The organism is Enterococcus sp. C46 (assembly GCF_040887565.1).
Taxonomy (GTDB): Bacteria; Bacillota; Bacilli; order Lactobacillales; family Enterococcaceae; genus Enterococcus_B; species Enterococcus_B lactis.
Genome location: NZ_JBFOGA010000001.1, coordinates 589,750 through 614,509, shown reverse-complemented (window position 1 = coordinate 614,509; position 24,760 = coordinate 589,750). Strand labels below are relative to the sequence as shown.

General features: G+C 37.4%; 26 protein-coding genes, 1 tRNA gene and 1 riboswitch. Of the genes, 22 read left to right on the top strand and 5 right to left on the bottom strand.

All coding sequences use genetic code 11. The features are described from left to right. Window positions 1-241 precede the first annotated feature (241 nt). From pflA to AB3I27_RS03010, 3 genes are all read left to right on the top strand, one after another. Complete coding sequence (gene pflA, locus AB3I27_RS03020; RefSeq protein WP_002313865.1) at window positions 242-1,003, top strand: pyruvate formate-lyase-activating protein; 762 nt, start codon at window positions 242-244, stop codon at window positions 1,001-1,003. Between the two features lie 84 nt (window positions 1,004-1,087). Next, the gene (locus tag AB3I27_RS03015) at window positions 1,088-2,014 is read left to right on the top strand and encodes a manganese-dependent inorganic pyrophosphatase (RefSeq protein WP_002309544.1); all 927 of its coding nucleotides are present in this window, start codon (window positions 1,088-1,090) and stop codon (window positions 2,012-2,014) included. Window positions 2,015-2,195: 181 nt separating this feature from the next. Next, the gene (locus tag AB3I27_RS03010; protein WP_002309543.1) at window positions 2,196-3,077 is read left to right on the top strand and encodes a DUF1803 domain-containing protein; all 882 of its coding nucleotides are present in this window, start codon (window positions 2,196-2,198) and stop codon (window positions 3,075-3,077) included. Between the two features lie 429 nt (window positions 3,078-3,506). Here AB3I27_RS03010 and AB3I27_RS03005 read toward each other — a convergent pair whose 3' ends face one another. Together AB3I27_RS03005 and AB3I27_RS03000 are read right to left on the bottom strand one after the other, a co-directional pair. Then, window positions 3,507-4,139, bottom strand: a complete 633-nt coding sequence (locus AB3I27_RS03005; protein WP_002309541.1) for a hypothetical protein — start codon at window positions 4,137-4,139, stop codon at window positions 3,507-3,509. A 147-nt stretch (window positions 4,140-4,286) separates the two neighbouring features. After that, window positions 4,287-4,829: a DUF2179 domain-containing protein gene (locus AB3I27_RS03000; protein ID WP_002289260.1), complete on the bottom strand. Its 543-nt coding sequence runs from the start codon at window positions 4,827-4,829 to the stop codon at window positions 4,287-4,289. A 134-nt stretch (window positions 4,830-4,963) separates the two neighbouring features. On the opposite strand from AB3I27_RS03000, the gene AB3I27_RS02995 reads away from it, so the two are divergent. From AB3I27_RS02995 to AB3I27_RS02980, 4 genes are all read left to right on the top strand, one after another. Then, window positions 4,964-5,353, top strand: a complete 390-nt coding sequence (locus AB3I27_RS02995) for a hypothetical protein (RefSeq protein ID WP_002290241.1) — start codon at window positions 4,964-4,966, stop codon at window positions 5,351-5,353. Between the two features lie 3 nt (window positions 5,354-5,356). Next, the gene (locus AB3I27_RS02990; RefSeq protein WP_002309537.1) at window positions 5,357-6,115 is read left to right on the top strand and encodes an alpha/beta fold hydrolase; all 759 of its coding nucleotides are present in this window, start codon (window positions 5,357-5,359) and stop codon (window positions 6,113-6,115) included. 135 nt (window positions 6,116-6,250) lie between these two features. After that, on the top strand, window positions 6,251-7,198 hold the full coding sequence (locus AB3I27_RS02985; protein WP_002309535.1) for a LacI family DNA-binding transcriptional regulator: 948 nt from the start codon (window positions 6,251-6,253) through the stop codon (window positions 7,196-7,198). 129 nt (window positions 7,199-7,327) lie between these two features. Next, on the top strand, window positions 7,328-8,068 hold the full coding sequence (locus tag AB3I27_RS02980; RefSeq protein ID WP_002345901.1) for a hypothetical protein: 741 nt from the start codon (window positions 7,328-7,330) through the stop codon (window positions 8,066-8,068). A gap of 288 nt (window positions 8,069-8,356) precedes the next feature. On the opposite strand, the gene AB3I27_RS02975 is transcribed toward AB3I27_RS02980, so the two are convergent. Next, window positions 8,357-9,025 (bottom strand): YitT family protein, encoded by a 669-nt coding sequence (locus tag AB3I27_RS02975; RefSeq protein ID WP_104760294.1) that lies wholly within the window; start codon window positions 9,023-9,025, stop codon window positions 8,357-8,359. 132 nt (window positions 9,026-9,157) lie between these two features. On the opposite strand from AB3I27_RS02975, the gene AB3I27_RS02970 reads away from it, so the two are divergent. The 8 genes from AB3I27_RS02970 (at window position 9,158) to AB3I27_RS02935 (ending at window position 17,122) form a co-directional block, all read left to right on the top strand. Further along, window positions 9,158-9,445 carry a hypothetical protein gene (locus AB3I27_RS02970; RefSeq protein WP_002309528.1) on the top strand — a complete coding sequence of 96 codons (288 nt, stop codon included), beginning with the start codon at window positions 9,158-9,160 and terminating at the stop codon, window positions 9,443-9,445. Window positions 9,446-9,860: 415 nt separating this feature from the next. Further along, window positions 9,861-11,399 carry an ABC transporter permease/substrate-binding protein gene (locus AB3I27_RS02965; protein WP_002319985.1) on the top strand — a complete coding sequence of 513 codons (1,539 nt, stop codon included), beginning with the start codon at window positions 9,861-9,863 and terminating at the stop codon, window positions 11,397-11,399. Beyond that, window positions 11,396-12,361, top strand: a complete 966-nt coding sequence (locus AB3I27_RS02960; protein ID WP_104760293.1) for an ABC transporter ATP-binding protein — start codon at window positions 11,396-11,398, stop codon at window positions 12,359-12,361. Before AB3I27_RS02965 ends, AB3I27_RS02960 begins: the two co-directional genes overlap by 4 nt. Continuing rightward, window positions 12,348-13,670 (top strand): NAD(P)/FAD-dependent oxidoreductase, encoded by a 1,323-nt coding sequence (locus AB3I27_RS02955; protein WP_002344150.1) that lies wholly within the window; start codon window positions 12,348-12,350, stop codon window positions 13,668-13,670. The genes AB3I27_RS02960 and AB3I27_RS02955 overlap by 14 nt, the downstream gene beginning before the upstream one ends. Window positions 13,671-13,732: 62 nt before the next feature. Continuing rightward, a riboswitch (TPP riboswitch) is annotated at window positions 13,733-13,837 on the top strand. Between the two features lie 73 nt (window positions 13,838-13,910). After that, entirely contained in the window at window positions 13,911-14,654 is a 744-nt protein-coding gene (locus AB3I27_RS02950; RefSeq protein WP_002309524.1) for an ABC transporter permease, read from the top strand. Between the two features lie 14 nt (window positions 14,655-14,668). Then, window positions 14,669-15,661 (top strand): ABC transporter substrate-binding protein, encoded by a 993-nt coding sequence (locus tag AB3I27_RS02945; RefSeq protein ID WP_002309523.1) that lies wholly within the window; start codon window positions 14,669-14,671, stop codon window positions 15,659-15,661. Window positions 15,662-15,672: 11 nt separating this feature from the next. Beyond that, a complete protein-coding gene (locus tag AB3I27_RS02940; RefSeq protein WP_002344152.1) occupies window positions 15,673-16,398 on the top strand; it encodes an ABC transporter ATP-binding protein in 726 nt (241 codons plus the stop codon). A gap of 1 nt (window position 16,399) precedes the next feature. Further along, the gene (locus AB3I27_RS02935) at window positions 16,400-17,122 is read left to right on the top strand and encodes a TatD family hydrolase (RefSeq protein WP_002319981.1); all 723 of its coding nucleotides are present in this window, start codon (window positions 16,400-16,402) and stop codon (window positions 17,120-17,122) included. A gap of 83 nt (window positions 17,123-17,205) precedes the next feature. On the opposite strand, the gene AB3I27_RS02930 is transcribed toward AB3I27_RS02935, so the two are convergent. Further along, entirely contained in the window at window positions 17,206-17,832 is a 627-nt protein-coding gene (locus tag AB3I27_RS02930) for a LysM peptidoglycan-binding domain-containing protein (protein WP_002310878.1), read from the bottom strand. 394 nt (window positions 17,833-18,226) lie between these two features. Here AB3I27_RS02930 and AB3I27_RS02925 point away from each other — a divergent pair, with 394 nt between their 5' ends. Continuing rightward, a complete protein-coding gene (locus AB3I27_RS02925) occupies window positions 18,227-18,919 on the top strand; it encodes a hypothetical protein (RefSeq protein ID WP_002309519.1) in 693 nt (230 codons plus the stop codon). Window positions 18,920-19,128: 209 nt separating this feature from the next. Next, on the top strand, window positions 19,129-19,401 hold the full coding sequence (locus tag AB3I27_RS02920) for a hypothetical protein (protein ID WP_002313858.1): 273 nt from the start codon (window positions 19,129-19,131) through the stop codon (window positions 19,399-19,401). 73 nt (window positions 19,402-19,474) lie between these two features. On the opposite strand, the gene AB3I27_RS02915 is transcribed toward AB3I27_RS02920, so the two are convergent. Further along, window positions 19,475-19,558 (bottom strand) — tRNA-Leu (locus AB3I27_RS02915). Window positions 19,559-19,694: 136 nt separating this feature from the next. Here AB3I27_RS02915 and AB3I27_RS02910 point away from each other — a divergent pair. The 5 genes from AB3I27_RS02910 (at window position 19,695) to AB3I27_RS02890 (ending at window position 24,745) form a co-directional block, all read left to right on the top strand. Further along, a complete protein-coding gene (locus tag AB3I27_RS02910; RefSeq protein ID WP_002335007.1) occupies window positions 19,695-19,856 on the top strand; it encodes a hypothetical protein in 162 nt (53 codons plus the stop codon). A 149-nt stretch (window positions 19,857-20,005) separates the two neighbouring features. Further along, window positions 20,006-21,223 carry a pyridoxal phosphate-dependent aminotransferase gene (locus tag AB3I27_RS02905; protein ID WP_002309514.1) on the top strand — a complete coding sequence of 406 codons (1,218 nt, stop codon included), beginning with the start codon at window positions 20,006-20,008 and terminating at the stop codon, window positions 21,221-21,223. Between the two features lie 186 nt (window positions 21,224-21,409). Continuing rightward, window positions 21,410-22,246 (top strand): helix-turn-helix domain-containing protein, encoded by an 837-nt coding sequence (locus AB3I27_RS02900; RefSeq protein WP_002292704.1) that lies wholly within the window; start codon window positions 21,410-21,412, stop codon window positions 22,244-22,246. A 75-nt stretch (window positions 22,247-22,321) separates the two neighbouring features. Then, window positions 22,322-23,470 carry an N-acetylglucosamine-6-phosphate deacetylase gene (gene nagA, locus AB3I27_RS02895; protein ID WP_002292705.1) on the top strand — a complete coding sequence of 383 codons (1,149 nt, stop codon included), beginning with the start codon at window positions 22,322-22,324 and terminating at the stop codon, window positions 23,468-23,470. A gap of 219 nt (window positions 23,471-23,689) precedes the next feature. After that, window positions 23,690-24,745, top strand: a complete 1,056-nt coding sequence (locus AB3I27_RS02890; RefSeq protein WP_086307342.1) for an AEC family transporter — start codon at window positions 23,690-23,692, stop codon at window positions 24,743-24,745. The last annotated feature ends 15 nt before the right edge of the window (window positions 24,746-24,760 follow it).

Genomic DNA, 24,760 nt, shown 5'->3' with positions numbered 1-24,760 from the left:
AAGTTTGTGAAACAGCCTTTCGACTCAGTGCCGAAAGATCGTTAGATATCCTTCGCATCATAATCGAATGATCAGTATGCTTATTTGAAAGACACGATTTACAGGGGCAGGACATGTATGTTCCGTCCCTGTAAATTTTACACATAACGAAGCGGTGATTGCGAAAAATTTTGTTCAAAAAGCTTCGCTTCGACAGCTAACTTGTACTTAAAATGAAATCAAAGAAAAGATGTGAATTTAAATGGAAGAAAAAACAATCGGCTATGTTCATTCTATCGAAACTTTCGGTTCAGTAGACGGTCCTGGACTGCGCTTTGTCGTGTTTATGCAAGGATGCCGCATGCGTTGCCAATTCTGTCACAATCCTGATACTTGGAATATTGGCGGAGGGAAAGAGTACTCAGCAGATGAACTTTTAGATAAGGCGGAACGCTTCAGACCTTACTGGGGAGATAAAGGTGGTATTACTGTTAGTGGTGGAGAGCCTCTATTGCAGATCGATTTTTTGATCGAACTATTTAAAAAAGCAAAAGAGCGGAAAATGCATACTACATTGGATACATGCGGAAAACCTTTTACGTATGAAGACCCCTTCTTCTCTCGTTTTCAAGAATTGATGAAGTATACAGACTTACTGTTATTTGATATCAAACACATCGATAATGAAGAGCATAAAAAACTAACGCATTGGGACAATGAAAATATTCTAGAAATGGCTCAATATTTGTCAAAAATTAACAAACCGGTTTGGATTCGCCATGTATTAGTTCCTGAGCGAAGTGATTATGATGAATATTTGATCCGACTAGACAACTTTATCCAAACCTTGTCAAATGTAGATAGAGTAGAGATCCTTCCTTATCATACGATGGGAAAATACAAGTGGGAAACACTTGGTTTGAAATATCCATTAGAAGGAATCGAACCACCTACAAAAGAACGTGTCGAAAATGCTAAACGATTGCTTCATACAGAAGAGTATACAAAATATTTAACGCGATAGAACGCATCGGAAAGAAGTTAAGTATTGCTTCTTTCCGTTTTTTTGCTATTATTAAATAGGAGAAATCACAAAGGAGCGAATGACATGTCAAAAATTATAGTTTTTGGTCACCAAAATCCAGATACAGATGCAATTGGGGCAGCCATTGCCTTTTCACACTTGCAAAATGAATTAGGTAACGAAACAGAAGCAGTTGCTCTAGGTACACCTAATGAAGAAACACAATACGCATTAGACCACTTTCAATTATCTGCACCACGAGTAGTAGAGTCAGCTAAAGCAGAAAATGCAGATGTCATGCTTGTGGATCATAATGAATTCCAACAAAGTATTTCAGATATCAGCGAAGTAAATATTTTGGCTGTAGTAGACCACCATCGTATTGCAAACTTTGAAACAGCTAATCCATTGTACTATCGTGCAGAACCAGTTGGATGTACAAGTACGATCATTTTAAAACTATATAAAGAAAACCAAGTAACGATCCCTAAAGAAATTGCTGGGATTATGCTTTCAGCTATCATTTCAGATACATTGTTGTTCAAATCGCCAACATGTACACCTGAAGACGAAGCAGCTGCAAAGGAACTTGCAGCAATCGCTGAAGTAGATCTAACTGCCTATGGTCTTGAAATGTTGAAAGCCGGAACGAATCTAAGTGATAAATCAGCTGCGGTTCTTCTTGATTTGGATGCAAAAAGTTTCCCAATGGGCAGTTCCAATGTGCGTATCGCTCAAGTCAATACAGTGGATCTGAATGAAGTGATGGATCGACAAGCAGAACTAGAAGCAGCGATGGAAGAAGAAATGAAAGCAAATGGCTACGATTTATTCGTATTAGTTGTCACAAATATCTTAGACAGCGATTCAGAATTACTTGTTGCTGGTAAAGGTAAAGAAAAAGTAGAAGAAGCTTTCCAAACAACTTTGACCAATAACCGAGCTTTGCTTAAAGGTGTCGTTTCACGTAAAAAACAAGTCGTACCTCAGTTGACGGCTGTATTCAGCTAATCAAATGGTAGGATGAAGCATTCAAAGTGAATGGGATAAGCGATTGAATAAAAAGAAACACAGAACATACTAAAAGTCTAAGAAGTGGAGGAGAATAACAGTCAAACATGACTCTTGTTCTTCCTCCTTTTTATGTAAAAGTCTTTTAAGTAAAATAAAATGGATAGAAAAGAGAACATATATGAACTATTATTATTCAAAAAATAAGGAAAATTTTTATCAAAAACTGACCGGTGATCCGCTTTTTTCTTTATTGACCGATTATCTATATGAACATCGAGAAAAAGAAACGATTCTAAGAGAATTGAAAAAAGAATTTCCGCAAAACAAATTTTCTCATTTTCTTGATCTGTTGATCGATGCAGGATTAATCAAGAGAGAAGAGCGAAGATATCATTTGAACTTTCCAGTATTTGATCCCAACGATTACTTGCAACAAGTCACTTCGGCTGCTGAAACCATAGCCGACCAATTGAAGAGACTCTCTGTTGCTGAACAAAAATTAGCGATGGGAGAAGTTATTTGGGCGTATTGTTTTGAAGATGAACGAAAAGAAGCATATTTTTATGGAGTAAGAAACAGCCGAGAGACAGAATTGCTGAGAACGACTGCAGGAAATCAGAAGTACCGTTTTATTACACTTTCCTCTAAAGAACACTTCCCGCTTACGTTGGCTAATTATTTTTTTATACAAAAGAATCAGCTTCCTGTAACGAAGGCATTCAAAGAATTAGCCGAACTTATTGGAGATGTAAATGAAGCGTACTTTTTTGATCAAATAGAAGTTATCGTTGACAGGATACGTAAAAATAAATATAAAAATCGTCGGCCTAGTATTTTCCATCAGTCATTACTTGTGACGGATACCATAAAGGAAGAAGAATCATTTACACTAGCATTGCCTATTGTCGAAAAAAACAATCCTGAGATTGAATTTCCAACATTGGATCCTTCATTGACAATGGAGGAAACGGCCTTTCTTAAACGACAAATCTTTTCTGAGTTGAGCAAAAAATTTATGCCGCATGCATTTTCTTATATCAAAGAATATGGAGCAATATAGAACAATATAGAACAGCTTTGGTGAGAAGAATCTAAGAGAGCAGTAAGCTAAAATTATGCTGATTCTTGCAAGAGGAGTCTTTCTCTTCTTTTATAGTTAAAAGAATTATTGGAGTATTTTGCCTATCTACCACATATTGGATTCACTACATGGTATGGAAATAAAGGAATGCAAAAAATTGGTGAGAAATGTGGAATGACAAAGGAAGGGGTCATAAGAAAAGTTAGATTTTTAAATAATTAATATTATGATTCAGTCAAGTATGGCATTCTAAGGGAAGAACTAGCGATTAGATTAGGAAGTTCATTTGGTGATCCAGAATCACTCAGAAACGAATGGTAAGTCATTATTAATCATCTATCCAATCTTGGGTTATTCTTTTAGATTGAAGTGTTTAAAATTAAAAAAGCATTTATGAAGTCGTCGTAGTCAGGCTTCAAAATGCTTTTTATTTTGTTTCTTTTTTCTTTGCCACATAAATACACCTAGACTGACGATGAAGAGCATATCCAACAGATTTCCTGCGACTTGGATCGTCGAAGGGTTGGCCAATGGTATCAAAGCAAGGACAAAAAAGGAAAACAAGCTGTAGATAAAACATGTGACAGGAACTAATCGAAAGAAGAGCGGACATCTCATTTGGCTAAAAATGAGTGAAAAAATAAAATAAGTGAAAATAGATAAAATCACGACTAAACCATTCATGATAAAGAAGAAAAGCGTATTGTGATTAAACGAATAAAAAAGGATAGCTAAAAAAGAAAACGTTTTAAATGCAATCAATACACCTGAAGCTTCATTTAACTTACCAGGATGTCGATGAAAAAAATAGGCACTGAAATACACAGAAAACATCAAGGCGCATAGAGAAGATAAAATTAAAAAAAACGGATTTTCTTCTGTTTCTGTAATATCAGAATGATCTAAAAGCAACCAGCCTAATGCACTAGAAGGCGCATGTGAGGTCTTAACGTACGAATAACATAGAAAAAATAAAATCGTCAAAGTTGCAAAAAAAGAGCCTAAATGTAAAAAATTAGTTGTTTTACGTTGAATTTCCATAATATCTCCAAATTAAATTGATAAGTATATAAAGTATAATAACAAATCAATGAGTATATGTCGATGTTTTTTAATCAAAATAATAAATAAAAACTGTCGAACATCTAAAATTTAATTTATATGTTCGACAGCTTTTTAGTTTGTGAGTTATTTTCCTTGTCTTTTTCTTACTTTTTTAGTCCAAAAACCACCTGAAATATATTTTGGTTCATATGAGATGATGAAAGCACGCTCTTCAATTTCTTTGATCAGGCGATACAGTTCACGTTCGCTTTTTCTAGGAGAAAGTATTTCTAGGACCAGTCGCTCGCCTTCTAGACCCATTGCAGAAGTCTGTGTTACACCGTAACCGTGTTCTCTCAGTATACCAGGCAAACTTTTATCTTCCGCGCTATTTGCTGGCAAAATCGTTGTGACCATGATGTATCCTAATGCCAGCTTGTCTTCAATCAAAATCCCAACACTGATACCTACTGCGTAACCTAACGCATAGACAAATAAATTCAGCGGATTATCTAAACGATCCAATACAAGAGATAGCCCTACGATATAGATCGTGATCTCAACCATACTGACAAGTGGAGCAATCAGCCGGTAGCCTTTCATTGTTAGCATAAAACGTAACGTGTTCAAAGTGATATAAGCAAAATTGATGAGGAAGATCATCCCTAACATTTTAGGATCAATCATTTGTAAAACTCCTTTCATTTGTATAACAACAATATCAAAAAAAATCGCAAGTGAAGAAAAATTGAAACTTTATTGGTACCAAAAAATGATAAAATGATTATAATAGAATTATAAAGATAGGTTAGGTGATTAAAATGAAAACGGTCAATCGAGTATTTTGTGCCAGTCACGTGCTCAGTCTCCTTCTCAGTATATACTTAGGTGTCTATGCAATTCAACAGCCAATTGATGTAGAGAACATTGTTTTTCAGATGTCGCTGACAGATGGTTTGATTCTAAGCGTTTTTTTCTTTTTGATACTATTTATTGGTAATATTTTCGGTAGCGTTGCCAGTTTTTTGAATTTCTCTATTTATCCTCTCCTTTCGCTAGCATTAGGAGTGGTGGGGCTTTGTTCCCTATTCTTATTTCCTGAGCCATTCAGTCCTGCATTTATATTATTTGGTATACTGAACCTGTTCCAGACGACTGTCGGATCATGGTTGCTATGGCGATCAGGAAATTTAATGAAAATAGGTGAGTAGCCATTGAATCCAATTATATTGAAACGTTCTGTCAATCAAATTCCAGTGTTAGAAGTTGTCCTGAAAGAATTAAGAGAAGAACGGATTCCCGTTGTCATCTATTATCACGGATGGCAGACAAGTAAGGAGTTAGTTTTGACACAAGGAAGGAAAATTGCACAGCAAGGTATTCGCGTGATCCTGCCAGATGCGATGAATCATGGGGAACGAAAACAGCCAGTTTCTTCTATTCCATCTTATACATTTTGGGATAGTATCTACGGGAACTTGTTTGAGTTTGACACGCTTATCAAGCATTTAGAAAAAAGAGATCTTTTACATGATCGGCTTGCAGTTGGTGGGGTTTCGATGGGCGGAATGACAACATGCGCGTTGTTAGCTAAGCATCCTCATATAGCAGCAGGTGTATGTTTGATGGGATCTCCTGCGCTTCTGGAATATGGGAAAGAAATCGCGAGACGAGCGTCAGAATACAACTATATCTTGCCAAAAGACTATTTTGATTTGATCTCGTGGGTCAAGAGTTATGATTTATCATTGCAACCGGAAAAGCTAGCTGGACGCCCTCTGTTCTTTTGGCATGGACAAGCAGATGAAAAGATCCCTTATATACAAACGGAAAGATTTGTAGAGAAAAACCGGCCTGAGCCTTACGGAAAAGAAATTGTTTTTCGTTCCTCCAAAACACAGCGACACATGGTACAAATACCACTGATGGAGGAAGCTTCCGCTTTTTTAGCAAAGAATTTGATAAAAAAATAGAAATAGCTGAATCGGGAAATCACTTAAGGAGGATAGGAGATTTTCTGATTTTTCTTTTGGGCTATAATGAACCCTGTTAGGAAAATTTGGTATAATTGGTAATAAGAACGACAACATGTTAGAAAGGAAGAGAGCATGCCCACTTTAGCAGATGTTGCAAAACGTGCCAATGTTTCAAAAATGACGGTTTCTCGAGTCATCAATCATCCGGAACAGGTGACGGATGAATTGAAAGAGCTAGTTTTCTCCGCAATGGCTGAATTGGATTACCGCCCAAATATTGCTGCAAAAGCACTTGTCACGAATCGGTCACAGATCATCAAATTATTTATACTGGAAGAAATCGACACAACCGAGCCCTACTACATGAATTTGCTGATGGGGATCGCTAAACGGATCGGAAAAGCGCATTATTCTCTCCAACTAGTTACAAATGACGCATTCGATGTCGGTTCTTGTGATGGATACATCATCACAGGTGTCAGAAAAAAAGACTTCGATTGGATTGACCGCTTGGAAAAACCAGTTGTTTTGTTTGGAGAAAATTGTGAAGGATATGACTATGTAGACAGCGATAATGAATATGGTACAGCAAAAGCAACGCAATATGCCTTAGAAAGAGATTACCAAACAATTATTTATATCGGGATTGAAGTGGACGAATCGTTTGAGCTTTCAAGGGAAGCTGGTTACTTATCTGTGATGAAGGAAGCTGATCTTCCAAGTAAGATCTTGCGATTTCCAAATCATTCGACAGAAGTAGAAAGATATATGATAGAAAACTGGGCAGGTTTCACCGATAAAACTTGTTTTGTATGCAGCTCAGATCGACTGGCACTAGGAGCGGTAAGAGGAATTGTAAATGCTGGTGGGCGCTTGCCGGAAGAATTTGGTGTAATCGGCTTTGATGGCGTGTTTTTAGACCAAATCAGTTCGCCTAAATTGACAACGATCAAGCAAGATATTATCCGTATGGGGGAAGTATGCGGGGAAATGTTGCTGAAAAAAATAGAAGAGAAAGGGGCAAGTCAAGGTTATCGTCGCTTTTTCCCTGAACTAGTTATCAGAGAAACGACAAATTAAGCCTCGTTACTTTTTATATATTTATGAAATTCATCGCTATTTTCTTAAAATAATCAGCGCATTGCTACTGAAAACAAAAAATCTGTGCTATTATTGAGAAAAGTTCCATTTTTGAGAAGGATGGTTTGAATGAAAGAAATCAGACGAAAACATTTCCGTTTTCCTGCGTACGATGACGAGTTAGGCGTAAAATTAACCAGCGAGAAGAAGCGGGTATTATTTGACGGGCAGGAAGATCTTTTGACTGAACAGAATCAGCACCCGTTTGAACAAATGAACGAATTCCATTTCACGAACACAAACACTGAACAGGTCCGACGCAAGCGCCGTGCAACAAATGGATTGAAGTCAGCTCCGCGCAAGGAAAATTTGGAAAAACATAAAGAAAAATTACCGGATTATACTGGACATCATCAATCAGAACTCACGTCGACTGGACGGAAAAAACTTTTTGGTGAGTCTCCTCGTCCTGTCAGGCAAAGTGAAACGAGGACAGAGTCTCGAAATACTATGAGAAATTCATCTGTGGACACAAAGGTACGGGAACGTTCTTATTTTGTTCCTAAATATGTACCTGCATCCATTATTCCAGACCCTAGAGAAAGTAAAATTTCTGAAGAGCATTTGATCGAATCAATGAAAAAAACAGATGACTCTTATCTGTTGTTTGATACAGAACCAACGCCTTATCAAGAAAAAAGAAATGATGAGCCGTCTGTACGCACGTTCAATCGAACAAAAACATTAGGGGAAACAAAGCAGTCAGAAGAAAAAAAATCGAAAAAAAACCACGGTATCTTAGAACGTTCACTGCAAGGGCTGATTGACGATCAGGGAAATTCTTTAGGAGAGAATAGCTATTTTAAATAAGACAAATACAACCTTGTATTATGTTATAGTGGAGAAGGAAACGCTGCGGCGTTTCTTTTTTTATACTCTACTCGAAAGATTATATCGTAACCTATTTTTTTCTTAGCTGATGTTTTCTGCCGTGAGCAAGAGGAGAAAGGGTGAAGAGTAAAAAACAAACTATTTTAACAGAGTGTCTGCAAAAATAGTTTGTTTTCATATTTTTATAGAAAATTTTATTGAAAAAATATACGTTGTAGTTTACATAATGATTTTTTAGTAAAGTAACTAAAATAGTAAAAATAAGAATTAGTGCTCTAACTGTTCAAGAGGATCAAGTGGTTCAAATGTTTCTGTAGTCTGTTTTGCTTCCAAATGGGGCAAAACAGGTCCCATTTCCAGATACTTCACTTTATTCAATGTATAAGATAGAATAGAACAGCTAAGCAATGTATACAGAAAATGTGTGAGATCCAAATAAAGCAAGGAGACAACTAAAATACCAAAAGTGATCAAGAAAAGACTTTTGCCAATCTTAATATGAAAATATTTTTCAATGGCTTGATAAATGATATCTGTTCCGCCTGTGCTTCCGCCAAATCGAAAGACGAGACCGCAACCAATGCCAGAAAGAATCCCTGTCATCAAACTATTGATCAGTAGACTATCTACAGCAAAATGTATATGAAGGCTTTCCCATAAATGTAAAAAGACAACCAGCGCAAATGTTCCGACGATCGTCCGAAGAAAAGCGTGTTTTCCAAAAAGAAACAATGAGATAAGCAGTAAAGGTAAATTAAAAAGCAGCGAAGTGATAGAAGGCGCGAATCCAAAAAGATTATGCAAGAGTAAAGCAATACCAGTAACACCACCGTCTGCCAGTTTAGATGGAATATTGATGCCTGTCACAGCCAATCCATAGATCCCAGCGCCTAAAATGATTCCGCACAATTCTGTCATTAAATTTAATTTTTTCATTTCTAGCCTCTTTTCTTTTGAAAATTTTCAGCAACCTCTTCATTATACTGACTTATACTCTTTCTTCAAGAGGAAAATGAAAAAAATTTATTTTTGGTTGTTTCTTCCAAATTATCAAAAAGGAGTGGAAAAATGCGAGCAGCAGACTTATTGACAATTCTTACAAAATCACCCAAAAAAACAGATTATCAAGGTGTTTTTTTGGCTCAAGACCAAAAACTGATTCCTGTGACAAGAATCCAGATAAATGAATCGTATCAATTCATCTTTGTGTTTGAACAAGGCAAAGCACCACTTGCTATGAAAGAAATCTTTCTATTTTTGATGAAGAACCGTGAAAAAGCTGTTTATTATCAGTCAAAAGAAGAACTCATTCCGCTTTATGGAGTGAAAGAGATAGAAAATAAAGTGGTGATATAAGTAAAAATAAGAAAACAAGACGTTTATGATGCCAAAACAACCGTTTTTTACATTTTTGGCAAAAAAGTGTCATGATACAGTATAATACTTGTTGAACAGGTCAATAAAGGTGTTCTCCCCCACGAGATTTCTACTTTATTGGCTGTTTCTTTTTACTTAAAAGAAAAGTTGTATATGAAAAACGATACGGTTGATTCCGAGTGATCATTTCGTATAGATGTATTGGATGTTCGTTGTGAAGAAACGAGAACCAATAAATCTATCCGATTTTGTTGCTCGGATTCTTTTTTATCCGCATATTTAGAGGTGATATTTTTATTAATTACTGACGCCTAGTAGGGTTAAGGTAAGTCAAGTTAGTTGGGAAAATGTAAAGAAATGTTTATACTTAAAGAATAACAGAAAGGAAGGTCGCATGAATAATTTTATACAAACATTAAGTGAAAGAAAAGGCGAGTTGCTGGAAGCTGCATTTCAACATCTGTCTATTTCTCTCATTTCTTTGCTGATTGCAGCACTGATTGCTATTCCTCTAGCAATTTGGGCAGCTAATCATAAAAAAATGGCAGAAGTCTTATTGCAGATCACGGGTGTGCTTCAAACGATTCCTTCACTTGCCTTATTAGGGTTACTTATCCCATTTGTAGGGATCGGAACTGTTCCAGCATTGATTGCACTTGTTATTTACGCTTTGCTTCCGATTTTCCAAAATACGTACATTGGTCTAGCTGAGATTGACCCGTCTATTGAAGAAGCGGCGGTAGCATTTGGTATGTCCAGAATGAGACGCTTGCTGAAAGTAGAACTTCCCATCGCATTGCCTGTCATTATCTCAGGTATCCGAACTGCCTTAGTTTTGATCATCGGTACGGCTACTTTGGCGGCATTGATCGGAGCAGGTGGATTAGGAACATTTATTTTATTAGGTATCGACCGCAACACACCAGTTTTAACATTGATTGGTGCAATCAGTTCTGCCTTGCTTGCCATTATATTCAGCGGATTGATTCGCTGGTTGCAGCATAAGAAACCTCGATATTCTATCATTACTTTAGCAGCCGTGGTGTGTTTAGTTGGGGGCGTTTCTTTATATCAGTCTGCCTTGTTTAAAAATGAAACCATCACGATTGCTGGAAAATTAGGAGCGGAACCTGAAATCCTGATCCAAATGTACAAAGAATTGATTGAAGACAACACAAAAACAGAAGTTGAATTAAAACCGAATTTTGGCAAGACTAGTTTTTTGTTCAATGCCTTGGATCAAGGGCAAATCGATATCTATCCTGAATTCACAGGGACTGTCCTAGAAAGCTTGGTGAAGGTACCTGAAGCAATGAAAAGTGCTGATTTGACAAAAGAAAAAACATATGACGAAGCAGAAGAATTATTGAACAAACAATTCGATATGACATTATTGAAACCAATGGCTTATCAAAATACGTATGCCTTGGCGGTCAAGAAATCTTTTGCAGACGAGCATCAACTTAAAAAGATTTCCGATTTAGCAGCAGTTTCTAATCAGATCAAAGCGGGATTCACACTGGAATTTATTGATCGTTCCGATGGATATAAAGGAATTCAAGAAGCATATGGATTGAATTTTTCAAGTGTACAAAGCATGGAACCAAGTTTGCGTTACCAAGCAATCAATAATGGAGATGTCAATATTGTGGATGCTTATTCCACAGATAGCCAACTCAAGGAGTATGATCTAGTCACTCTAGAAGATGATCAAGGGCTATTCCCAGCTTATCAAGGCGCGCCACTGATGAAAACAGATTTCGCCAAGGACCATCCTGAAATCGTTGAAGCGCTGAATAAATTAAGCGGAAAAATAACAGAAAATCAAATGATCGATATGAACTATCAAGTCAATGTCGAAAAGAAAAAACCGGCAGAAGTAGCACGAACCTTCCTGGAAAACGAAGGATTACTAAAGGAGGGAGATCAGTGACTAAATTAATCGAATTCAAACATGTGCAAAAAAAGTACGATGGAAAATATGTCATTGATGACCTAACTCTTGCAATCAAAGAAGGAGAAATCTTTGTTTTGGTTGGGCCTTCTGGTAGTGGAAAAACAACTACTTTGAAAATGATCAATGGATTATCTAAACCATCAGCAGGAGACATCTACTTCAAAGGAAAATCGTTAAATGAATATAATCTGCAGAAAATGCGGTGGAATATGGGGTATGTGCTGCAGCAAATCGCTTTGTTCCCGACCATGACAGTCAAGCAAAACATTGAAGTCATACCTGAAATGTTAGGTTGGGAAAAGCAGAAAAGAGCAGACCGTGTAGATGAACTTCTTCAAAAAGTTGGCTTATCTCCTGATATTTATCGAAATCGTATGCCTAGAGAGTTGTCTGGAGGAGAACAGCAACGAATCGGGATCATCCGAGCCATTGCTGCAAGCCCAGATGTGATTTTGATGGACGAGCCATTTAGCGCATTAGATCCTATTTCAAGAAATTCATTACAAGAATTAGTTTTATCTTTACATGAAGAACTAGGAACGACCATCGTTTTCGTTACGCATAATATGGAAGAAGCAATCAAGCTAGGAGATCGTATTGCGTTTATGAAAGATGGAGAAATTATCCAATGCGACACACCAGAACAGTTATTGATGAATCCTAAAAATGAATATATACGGCATTTCTTTGATGAACCGAAACAGACGAAAGAATGGCGAGTCGAAGATTTAGTCGTCAATGGATATTTTTTAAAAGAAGTACCAAAAAACAGTCATCAACAAGTTTGCCTTGATACGCCTCTGAAAGAAGTGTATTCACTTCTTTCAGTGTACCCAAACATTGTGATAGTAGAAAAAGGAAAAAATATTGGTTCACTGACAAGTAAAGAAGTCTTTACTTTTTTAAGTCGAGAGGAGGAAGAAAATGAAAACATATGAGGCAATCGTCATCGGTTCAGGTGTGAGCGGCTTAAGTGCTGCTTATGGATTGAAAGAAGCAGGTAAAACAGTACTAGTGGTCGAAGAAGATCTATGGGGCGGGACTTGTCCTAACCGTGGATGTGATCCTAAAAAAGTCTTGTTGAGTGCAGTAGAAGCCCGTAATCGGATAAAACAATTGAATGGAAAAGGATTTAACGAGATCCCAACTGCTAATTGGGAAGAACTCCAAAAATTCAAACGCACATTCACAGATCCAGTTCCAGAAAATCGAAAAAAACAATTGGCAGAAGCTGGAATCGATCATCTTTCAGGGACCGCTCGTTTCTTAGACGACTCATCTATTGAAGTCAATGAAGAAGTTTTTCATGGAGATTACTTTGTTCTGGCAACAGGACAAAGACCCACAATCTTACCGGTGGAAGGAAAGGAATACTTGAAGACTAGTGCAGATTTTTTATCATTGCCTGTACTGCCTAAAGAAATTATTTTTATCGGCGGCGGATATATTGCTTTTGAACTGGCTACGATTGCCAATGCTGCAGGGAGTAAAGTAACCATTGTCCATCATAATCAACGACCATTAAAAGAATTTGAGGCGTCTTTGGTAGAGGAAGCCGTCCATCAAATGGAAGCATCTGGTATTCAGTTTGCTTTTGATGTTGAAACCCAAAAGATCATCTCGGAAGGAACTCGATATCGTTTAGTCGGAAAAGAGACGGAATTAGTGGCAGATATGATTTTTTGTGCGACTGGGAGACAGCCGAATACAGAATCTTTAGCACTTGAACAAGCGAATGTCGTCTTTGATAAACACGGGATTGAGGTCAATGATTATCTGCAAACGAGCAATCCAAAAATTTTTGCGTGTGGAGATATTGTTTCAAGGAAAACACCCAAATTGACACCAGTCGCCACTTTTGAAGGGAATTATGTAGCTAAGCGGATAACGGATGCAACAGGCGACCCTATCAAATATCCAATTATACCCACGATCGTCTACGCTAGTCCTAAGCTTGCTGAAGTAGGGGTTACAAAAAGTCACGCCTCTTCGTCAGATCAAGTGGTAGAGATGGATCTTACCAATTGGTTCACCTATCATCGCGTCAATGAACCAGTTGCTAAGGCTGAATTAACTTTCGACCAGCAAAATTATTTGATTGGTGCTGCAGTGATTAGCGAGCAAGCAGACGAATTGATTGATGATTTGACACTAGTCATCAATCAAAAATTGACTAAAAAAGAGTTGGATAGCTATATCATGGGGTATCCGACATTGGCAAGTGATCTCTCCTATTTATTGAAATAATCAGCATGATAACTAAAGCGCTTGTTGCTTTTTCCTTCTTGTGCTACACTTTAAAAAATGAATACCTGTTTCTGGGGATGTCGTAGACGACATGAGAGTAAGTTGTGAACTTAGACCCATTGAACCTGTCAGTTAATACTGGTGAAGGGAGAAACATAGCAGACGCTTGAAGCGGGTTACTATGTCGTGCCCATTTCAAGCGTTTTTTGTTATCCATATTAGAAGAAAGGAGGCGTCAAAATGAAGAAAAATCTTTATCCAGCAGTCAGTATGGCATTCATTTTAATTATTTGGCAGATTGTTGTCTTAGTTTGGAAAATACCCGCTTTTATTTTACCCGGACCTGCTGCTGTATTTTCTGCGTTAACAGCAGATGCACAAGTATTGCTTTCCCATTCTGTCACAACATTAAATGAAGCAGTGATTGGTTTGGCAATAGCTAGCGTTCTTTCTTTTATTACTGCTTTGGCAATGGATTATTGGAAGTTCTTAGAAATGTCTTTTTATCCATTACTAGTGATTTCTCAAATGTTGCCAATCATGGTTTTAGGGCCATTATTGACCCTATGGTTTGGTTTCGGTATGCTTCCAAAAGTGATTCTTGTTGTCTTGATAAGCTATTTTCCGATCGTAGTTTCTTTTTCGGATACATTGAGGAAAGTATCGAAGGAGCAAATCATCTTTTTGAAAACGATGGGGGCAGATACAGGGAAGATTTATCGAATATATAAAATACCAGCGGGTTTATCCGGATTCTTTTCCGGTTTAAAAGTAGCCGCTACTTATTGTGTCAGTGGAGCAGTCGTTGGAGAATGGCTAAGCGCTCAAGCAGGCTTAGGGTATTATATGATACGCGTAAAAAACAGCTACCAGATTGATAAAGTTTTTGCTGCGATCATTTGTGTCATTTTATTGAGTTTATTGCTGAATGGCGCTTGTTCATTATTGAAAAAAGGGTATTACCGTATGCTTTATACTTTTTAAGAGAAGGGGATCAAATGAAAAAATTATGGCTTTTATTACCGCTACTGTTGCTTTTATCCGCTTGTGGCACTGCAAAAGAAACAAGTAGCAAACAAGAAACGAAGGATTTGAAAAAAGTGACACTTGTTTTGGATTATGTACCAAATACTAATCATACTGGCATCTACGTAGCAAAAGAAAAAGGCTATTATAAAGAGGCTGGTTTAGATGTCCAAATCGTCGAACCAGGAGATAATTCGACAAGTATTGGTCTAGTAGGTGCGGACAAAGCACAATTTGGTATAAGTTATCAAGAAGATGTCACTTATGCGCACGCAGATGGAAAGAATATACCAGTCAAAGCAATTGCTACAGTGATCAAACATAATACTTCTGGATTCGCCACCCTATCAGACAGTAACATCCATTCACCAAAAGATTTTGAAGGAAAAACATATGCAGGTTGGCAAAGTCCAAGTGAAGAAGCTGTCTTAAAAGCTGTGATGGAAAAAGACGGCGGTGACTTTTCAAAACTGACAATGGTAGGAAGCAATGGAGAAGGGCCAGAAAGCTTAGGAAAATCCTCAGATATCCAATGGTACTTTGAAGGTTGGGATATGATCAAAGCAAAAGAAGCGGGTATTGAACTAAATTATATCCCATTGAAAGAATTAGATGAACGGTTAGATTACTATACTCCGGTAATTATTACGAATGATCAACTGATCAAAAATGATCCAGGATTGGTACAGTCTTTTATGGATGCCACGAAAAAAGGCTATCAGGAAGCTATTAAAGATCCAAACGACAGTGCTAAACTGTTGCAAAAATACGCAAAAGGAAATGAATGGACGTTTTTAGAAGAATCACAAGCATTCTTGTCAAAAAATTATACGGATGATCCTGAGAATTGGGGATTGATGGAAGAAAAAGTTTGGCGCAATTATACAGCTTTTATGCAGGAAAACGGATTGATCAAGCAAGATGTACCTTCGAAAGAACTATTCACTAATCAGTTTATAAAATAGGAGTGATAGATGTGTCAATCCAAATCAGCCACTTGAATGTAGTCATTGAAAACCTGAAAATATTAGAAGACATCCATTTCACTATCCCTAAAGATACTTTTACATCGATTGTCGCGCCAAGCGGAGCCGGTAAGTCAACATTGCTGAAAACTTTAACAGGAGTCCAGCCTATGACTTCTGGAACGATCAAAGTAGACGATCAAAAAGTAACTGGTCTCCATACAGCATTTAGTTATATGCCGCAAGAAGATATGTTACTTCCTTGGCTGAGCGTCTATCAAAACGTTACGTTATATCAAAAAATCAATCATCTAGCAATCAATGAAGAACAAATAAGGGATTATCTGGATATCTTTGGGTTAAACGGCTATGAACATTTTTTGCCGGAACAATTATCTGGCGGGATGAAGCAGCGAACGGCCTTGTTACGAACAATCATGAATCCTTCTTCTTACTTGCTTCTTGATGAACCATTTGGAGCGTTAGATGCTATGACCAGAGGGCAGATGCAAGACTGGATGCTGAAACTGCCTAAAAAAGCAAAGCGAACTACTTTGCTCGTGACACATGATATTGAAGAAGCAATTTATTTATCAGACAGGATCCTTGTGCTTTCCACCCGTCCGGCACATGTGATTGCTGAGATTCAAGTGCCTGAAAAACGACGGTCACGTGAATGGCTACTGCAGCAATCAGAGTTGAAGCAAACGATTTATCAGTTATTGGCAGGTGAATGAGATGTTAAGTGATGCTCATTGTCATTTAGATGGGAGTCAGAGTTTAGCACTTCTTCAGCAGGAACACACGATTTTGACGATCATTAATTGTGATTCGCCAGAAGAATGGGAGAAAAACAGACGGCTTGCAACAAGCAAGAATCAAGTCTTAAGTTACGGTATCCACCCTTGGAAAGCGGATAGCTATACGTTTGCACATGTTGAGCTTTTTTTGAAGAAAGCAAGGATCATCGGTGAAATAGGGTTAGACAATATCTGGACGAATGTACCACTGTCTACACAAAAAAGGGTGTTTGAGCAACAGCTTGCTTTTGCAGCCATAAATAAGAAACCTGTTGTACTGCATACAAAAGGATGCGAAAAAGAGATCTTAAGCTATATCCAAGCTTACCCTAATCACTATTTGATTCATTGGTATTCTTCTTTGGACTATCAACAAGACTATATTGATTTAGGCTGTTATTTCAGCATTGGTCTTGATTTGAAAAAGAACCCAGCAGTCTGGCAACTAGCTAAAACAGTCCCAATCGATCACTTACTTATTGAAACGGATGGACTACATGCAGCAGAGTGGGCGTTAGGGGATAATTTTTCAGAAAAAGATTATGTCTCACTGCTTGAAGAACAGTTAAAGACAATCGCTGAAATCAAAGAGCTATCAGTTGAAGAAGTTAAGAAAAATACTTATCAAAACTTGGAACGTTTCATTAGATTAGGTAAATAAAAAAAGAGGTGTGACACAACTAGTGTCGCACCTCTTTTGGCTTTCTTTGTATAAAAGTAAACCGTTCGATTAATAAATGAATCTTAGTACCAACCGTTTGCTTCCCAGAATGCTTTCGCAGCTTCCCAAGAACCATAACGTGAAGCAACATATTGTTCTGCCACTTTTTCTTGGTTCGCAGCAGAGTAATCACCATTCAAGTAAGAAGAATCTAATTGGTAACGTCCGATGTAACGTCCGTTCGTTGCTGTGTAAGAACCGCTTGATTCTTTTTGTGCGATCCATTCTTTTGCAGCATTCGTGCTTGTTGCCGTTGTTTCTGTTGTAGCAGATTGTGTTTCAGCAACAGGGGCTGCTTGTGTTTCCGTTTGAACCGTTTCTTGTACAACAGGTTGTTCAGCTTGAACAGGTTCAGCTTGGACTGGTGCTTCTTGAACGGCTGCTTGAGGTTCAGCAGCTGCTTGTGTAGAGCCTTCTGTTGGAATCGTTAATTGTTGTCCTGAGTAGATCAGGTTAATGTCAGAAATTGAATTTGATTCTGCAATGGCATTGATCAAGGAGTTGTCACCAACGTATTTTTGAGAAATCGTTGATAGAGTATCACCTGATTGAACGGTATAAGCTTCGTCCGCATGAGCAGTCGTTCCCATGAAGAATGCAGCACCGGCAGCCAAAGTTGTTCCAAAAAGTAAAGTTTTAAGTGATGTCATGAAAAATCTCCTTTATTCGTTAAAAAGTTTTATTTGTTGTGTTCAACGAGGAATACTTTAACACGTGAAAATATTTCATAGGTAAAAGAAGCATGACAATTTATGACAAATCCTCGTTTTTTGTAATAAACACAGTAATTTATGAAATGAAAAGGATTACGTTTAAGAAAAACTAGTTTTTTTCATTTATTTTTACCATACATCTATATTTAAGAAAGTGTTAAGGTATATTTTTCTCTATGAAAAGTTTTTTCAGATACATAAAAAAGGAAGATTAAATGAGAATTTAATAGCGTTTCTATTAAAATTACAATCGTAATTTAAAAGTGCTTGACATTGCATGTGAAATCACTTACTTTTAGTGTGTAAAAAGATTAAATGAAGGAGCTACATAATGAAAAAGAAAATTATTGTTGGTGGGATCGTGGTTGCATTTTTATGTCTAATTGGCTTTACAGGCACGCGTTACGCAAATGAAATTATTTTGTGGGGTGGAGAGACAGATATCGATACAATCAATGAGAATCTGACACAGCTTGACCATACGTTGACAGATAAAGAGCAAACGATTACAGATCTTACCGCACAACTAGCACAAAAAGAACAGACATTGCAAGATTCAAAGGCAGATGTCCAAGAATACCAAGCAAAAGTAAATGAATTAGAAAACCAAAAAAATCAATTGGCAGCAGAAAAACAAAACTTAGAAAGCCAATTAGTCAGCAAGGATGCACAACTACAAAGCAAACAAAATGAAATCAATGCGAAACTAGACGAAATCAACCAAAAAAATGATGAAATCAATCGATTGAATGCAAATTGGACTGCAAGACTACAAGAAGCACAAGCAAAACTTTCAGAATTACAAAATACTGTAAATGGTTTGAACCAAAAAATCGCAACACTGACACAAGAAAAAGAAAATTTAGAAACTCAGTTAGCAGATACGCAAAAAAAATTAGACGAAGCAACTGCTGAAAACACAAGTTTGAAACAATATATTCAAAAGTTAGAAAAAGCAAAAGGCGAAGTGGAAGATACAGCTGATAAATCTCAACAAATCGTTGAAGAACATTTGAGTAAATAATCTTTTATGATAAGTAACCCTTGATCAGCAATGCGGCGACAGCAATTTATGCTGTTGCCGCTTTTTTGTTAATAAGTGGTCCTTCATCGTTGTAAGAAAAGTTATATGTTCTTTAAGAAAAATAGCTGGACAAAAAATTACAAGATAAAAAGTGTTTCCTCTTTACAAAAAGGAATGTATGTTCGTATAATGGTGATGAGGTGAAGGCAATGGAGAAAAAATATGGAACAGTAGATAAAATCCGTACGTTGCAGGTCAGCGCCAGACCACTGATTCGTTTTAGCTTAAATGAGGTCAATTGTTTGATTGCTTCCCATAGTTTGAACTTCCTAGCTGAAGTAGACGAAGGGATGAAACTAGTTGTTACAGGATATTACAATAATAGAAAGCAATTCGTTGTGAGATCTTATCATGTGTTAGGAAAACCAAAAATTGTGGTAGAATATGAGAAAAGTCTATACCCAAGAAAAAAGGTCCAATAAGATGAAAGAATGAACGAGAAAAAGAAAAGCGGCTGAGACAAAAATGTCCTAGCCGCTTGTTTTGAAAGAAAAATGCAGATGATGGGACTCGAACCCACACGAGCTAACGCTCACATGACCCTCAATCATGCTTGTCTGCCAATTCCAACACATCTGCCTGATATAAAACTACAGACCTACTAATAGAAAGTGGCATGTCTGCCGTTCCATCACGTCTGCATAAATAATAACACAATAATGATAGCGGGGTTTTACATAGTTGTCAAGCTCAAAAAGTGGGAGGTCTTATGAAGATGGAGAAATATGACGGAGAATTTTCAGGACTGGGGATGATCCTAGGCATATTGATTGGCCTTGCATTTGGCCGTTTTCTATTTGGGTTGATGCTGGGAATTATTTGTGGGATTGCAATGGATTGGGCAGCAAATCTATGGAATGACTATCATGACCAGTAAGTTCTCAGCGCTTCTCTGCGTTTTTTTCGATACTTATGTTTTTCCTAAATAAGTGGCAAATTTTTCTAGGATGGAGTATGATATTGAAATAGTAAATAACAAAAAATTTGGAAAGTTCTAACTTTTTGAAATGAGGGATTGGCTAAGTGATGAGAGAATTTGAAAAATCCAACAAATTAGAAGGTGTTAGTTACGACGTTCGCGGTCCTGTTCTAGAAGAAGCAGAGCGTATGCAAGAAGAGGGCATCAGTATTTTAAAATTGAATACAGGAAATCCCGCACCTTTTGGATTCGAGGCACCAAACGAAGTCATTCGTGATTTGATCATGAATGCTCGTGATTCGGAAGGCTACTCAGACTCCAAGGGAATTTTTTCTGCTAGAAAAGCAATTGAGCAATATTGCCAACTGAAACATTTTCCGAATGTGACGATCAATGATATCTATACCGGAAACGGAGTCAGCGAACTGATCACGATGTGTATGCAAGGGTTGCTAGATAATGGAGATGAAGTACTGGTTCCAATGCCAGACTATCCGTTGTGGACTGCCTCGATTGCTTTAGCTGGAGGTACACCTGTTCATTATATTTGCGATGAAGAGGCAGAATGGTATCCTGATATTGATGATATCAAATCAAAAATAACGAGTCGGACAAAAGCGATCGTCATCATCAATCCTAATAATCCTACTGGGGCACTTTATTCAAAAGAATTATTAGAAGAAATAGTTGAAGTAGCCCGACAAAACAACCTGATTATTTATTCTGATGAAATCTATGACCGCTTAGTGATGGATGGCCTAGAACATATTCCGATTGCTACATTAGCGCCTGATTTGTTCGTTGTTACGCTGAATGGTCTATCTAAGTCTCATCGTGTGGCAGGCTTTCGAGTCGGCTGGATGGTCCTAAGCGGAGATAAATCACACGTCAAAGGCTATATAGAAGGGCTGAATATGTTGTCTTCCATGCGTTTGTGTTCTAACGTCTTGTCTCAGCAAATCATCCAAACGGCGCTTGGCGGTTATCAAAGTGTTGATGAGCTGCTCCTGCCAGGCGGAAGGATCTATGAGCAAAGAGAATATATCTATAATGCAATCAATGATATTCCTGGTCTTTCAGCTGTAAAACCAAAAGCTGCTTTTTATATATTCCCTAAAATCGATACAAAACGATTCAATATTTTGGATGATGAAAAATTCGTCTTGGACTTTTTACATGAACATCATATTCTGCTCGTGCACGGTGGCGGATTCAATTGGAACCAACCAGATCATTTTCGGATCGTCTATCTTCCTAAAATGGATGATTTGAAACAAACGGCTAAGAAAATGAGAGAATTTTTAGCGACATATCGACAAAAGTGACTTTAAAAAAAGCAAATTTTCCAGAAAGAGAGCCACAGACAAATATACTGAGGCTCTCTTTCTAATGGAGATCTCTTAAATAACTAAAGTCATATTATTTAGTTGCAAGTCTTTTCTTGAAGTTTGCGACTTCCTAAAGTAAAATACGGATAGAATGCGAATACGCATATTTTGGGGAGGATACTTATGGAAACGTTAATCGAGTCCTTTGGCACGATCATTAAAGAGATTCGAAAAGAACAAAAAATGACGCAAAAGATGCTTTCGCAAGATATTTGTTCACAAAGTGTACTAAGCCGGATCGAAAATAATGAGGAACTGCCAAATGTATTGGTGATGATGCAGATTTGTCAACGGCTAGGAGTAACGATTGATCATGTGATGAATCTCTCTCGAAAAACTACTCGGACAAACGATAAATTATTTGAACTGTTGGATAGTTGTTTCCAAAAACGTGATTATCGCAAGTTAGAACAAGTACTAAAATCTTCTGATATTTCTGAGAATCTGTATCAAGCAACTGACTTTCAACGATATTATTATTATCTCGGTGTTTGTGAATTCACGTTGCGTCAAAATATTTCTCAGTCTCTTTATTATTTAAAAGAAGCATTAAGCTACTCTAGCCAAAAAGAAAGAATCCATGTTTCTGACACAGAAATACAACTGATTAGTTGTATCGGAAAAATATATGGTGTGGCAGGAAAAACTGCTGAAGCCCGCTACTATTTGAGTCGAAGCATCCAACTGCTGCATCAATCAGCTGATGAACGATCAAAAAGTGAATTTTCGCAAATTTTTTATAATTATGGAAATTTCTTATTCCATCAAAATGAAATTGACGAAGCACTAGAGCAGGTGAACCAAGGGATCTATTGGGCTCAAGAGAAAAATAGTTACTATTATCTCAATGATTTATTTGTGCTTAAGAGCTTGATATATAAGCGTAAAGAAGAACCAGAAAGAGCAGCATTTTATGAAGGATTGGCACAAGCTGTGAAACAAATTTCAAAAAATCTATAAATGGTGTAGACCATTCTTGACTTCTTCTCTAAATAAGAGTACTTTAGAGGTAGAAAAACAAAGGGAGAGAATAGAATGAGAACTTTTATCTATGCTGACAAATTCTTTTTAGCGTCAGGCGTCAAAAATGCAGGCTATCTTGAAATTACCGATGGGCTTTTTGGTGAATACACCAAAGAACTACCTGAGGGAGAAGTCAACATCATTGACCAAAGCGGCAAATGGATTGCTCCTGGTTTGGTAGATACACATATTCACGGCTATATGAATCATGATGTAATGGACAACGATGCAGAAGGTATCAAAGTGATGTCTGAAGGTCTATTATCTTGTGGAGTGACTTCATTTTTACCAACAACATTGACGTCAAGCAAAGAACGTTTAAAAGATGTAGCTGAGACAATCGGCAAAATGTATCAGGAAGCACCAGGAGCTAAAATCAAAGGAATCTATTTTGAAGGTCCTTTCTTCACAGAAGAACACAAAGGGGCACAAAACCCAAGTTATTTCGGTGATCCTGATTTGGATACTTTCCATGAATGGCAAGAAGCTTCAGGCGGTTTGATCAAAAAAATTGCTTTAGCACCGGAACGTCAAGGTGTAGAAGAGTTTGTCAAACAAGTGACTGAAGAAGGAGTAGTTGTTTCTCTAGGGCACAGTAACGCTACGCTAGAAGAAGCGCAAAAAGCTGTTGAAGCAGGTGCCAGCGTGTTTGTCCATGCTTTCAATGGGATGCGCGGATTGAATCATCGCGAACCAGGTATGGTAGGTGCGTTATTATCTTTAGAACATGTCTTTTCTGAATTGATTTGTGACGGACACCATGTACATCCAAATGCGGCAGGAATCCTAATGGAAAAAGCAGGACATGAGCATGTTGCTTTAATTACAGACTGTATGATGGCCGGTGGGATGCCTGATGGAAATTACAATTTAGGTGAATTTCCGGTAGTAGTAAAAGAAGGAACGGCACGTTTGGAATCTGGCAACTTAGCTGGAAGTATCTTGAAATTGAAAGAAGCAATTAAGAATGTCGTGGATTGGGGACTTGCAACACCAGAGCAAGCAGTCATGATGGCTAGTCTGATTCCAGCAATCAGCTGTAAAATCGATGACACATGTGGAAAAATCGCTCAAGGACGCGACGCAGACTTTATCGTATTGAACCCTGATATGACATTGGAAGCAACTTATCTAGATGGTGTGGAACGCTTCCACGCATAATATAATCCAAGATAACCTTAAAACGAAACTTCTCAAGTTTGGTTTTAAGGTTTTTTTGTGTTCTAATGAATATCACTTTACATAAGTTTCAAAAGTTTCTTTAATTCCTTATTGTTCAATAGTTAACAATATAAAGATAAAATAAAAAATGTTAATACGTATTAGCTAAATAAAAGCATTTTTTATTGTGAAAAAATGAACAAAAATAGGAGGGGAAAGATGAACTTATTTGATATTTTCCGATCGACTTTGACGGATATGTCGATTGTTAGTGCAATTACATCAACAGTTTTTATTATATTATTAGGGTTTATTTGTAGAAAAAAGGAAATTTTTTCTGGATCTGTTGGAAAAATCCTATCGAAAGTTGTCTTAACAGTGGCTCTACCAGCACTTGCATTTCGAGCTTTCATGCAAGATATCAATACAGAACTCTTGATGCAAGGAATTAATGTGTTGATTTGGGGGTTAGTTATTTATATTATTCTTATTCTAGTTTCAAGACCTTTTTTCTTAAGTTATAAAGGGGATAAGCAATCAACGTTGCGTGTCCTGACAATCTTTGGTTCTACGACCTTTTTCGGGACACCAATCGTCAGTGCGATTTATGGACCGGTCGGCGTGATGTATTCCTCAATTTTCAACATTGGTTATCGGATCTTTTTGTATTCTTATGGATACATAAAAATGAGTGGCTTGAAGATGGAAGCCAAAAATATCAAAGCGATGTTCGTTAATCCAATCATCATCGCTACTTTTGCCGGCCTTTTCATTTGGCTTTTCCAAGGATATCTTCCACAAGTGTCAATCACAGGTGCAGAAGGAGAGATAAGCCAAGTAGCGTTTTTGCGAATTGACCAGACAGCACCTTGGCTATTTCAGCCAATGGATTATTTAGCTGGTTTAAGTTCGCCATTGGCATGGCTAGCAATCGGCGCAACATTAGGTGAAGTAAGTTTCAAAAAAGCTGCTTCTGAAAAAACATCATGGTATTACAGTTTAGTCAAAGTGGTATTTGTACCTGCGTTGAATATCGTGATTTTAGCAGTTTTGACGGCAACAAATATTCTACCGGTCAATTTTGAAGCACTGGCAACGATTGTTATTATGATGGCTACACCAGCCGCAACTGTGGCAGCAGCCTATGCTATCAGTTTTGATAGGGAGGCACTTTTAGCCTCTAATGCATCCTTACTGTCAACTATTTTTGCTGTAGTACTGACACCTGTATGGATCGTTGTATTGCAAATGATTCACGGCATAGGTTTGTTTTAATAGGAAATGGAGGAG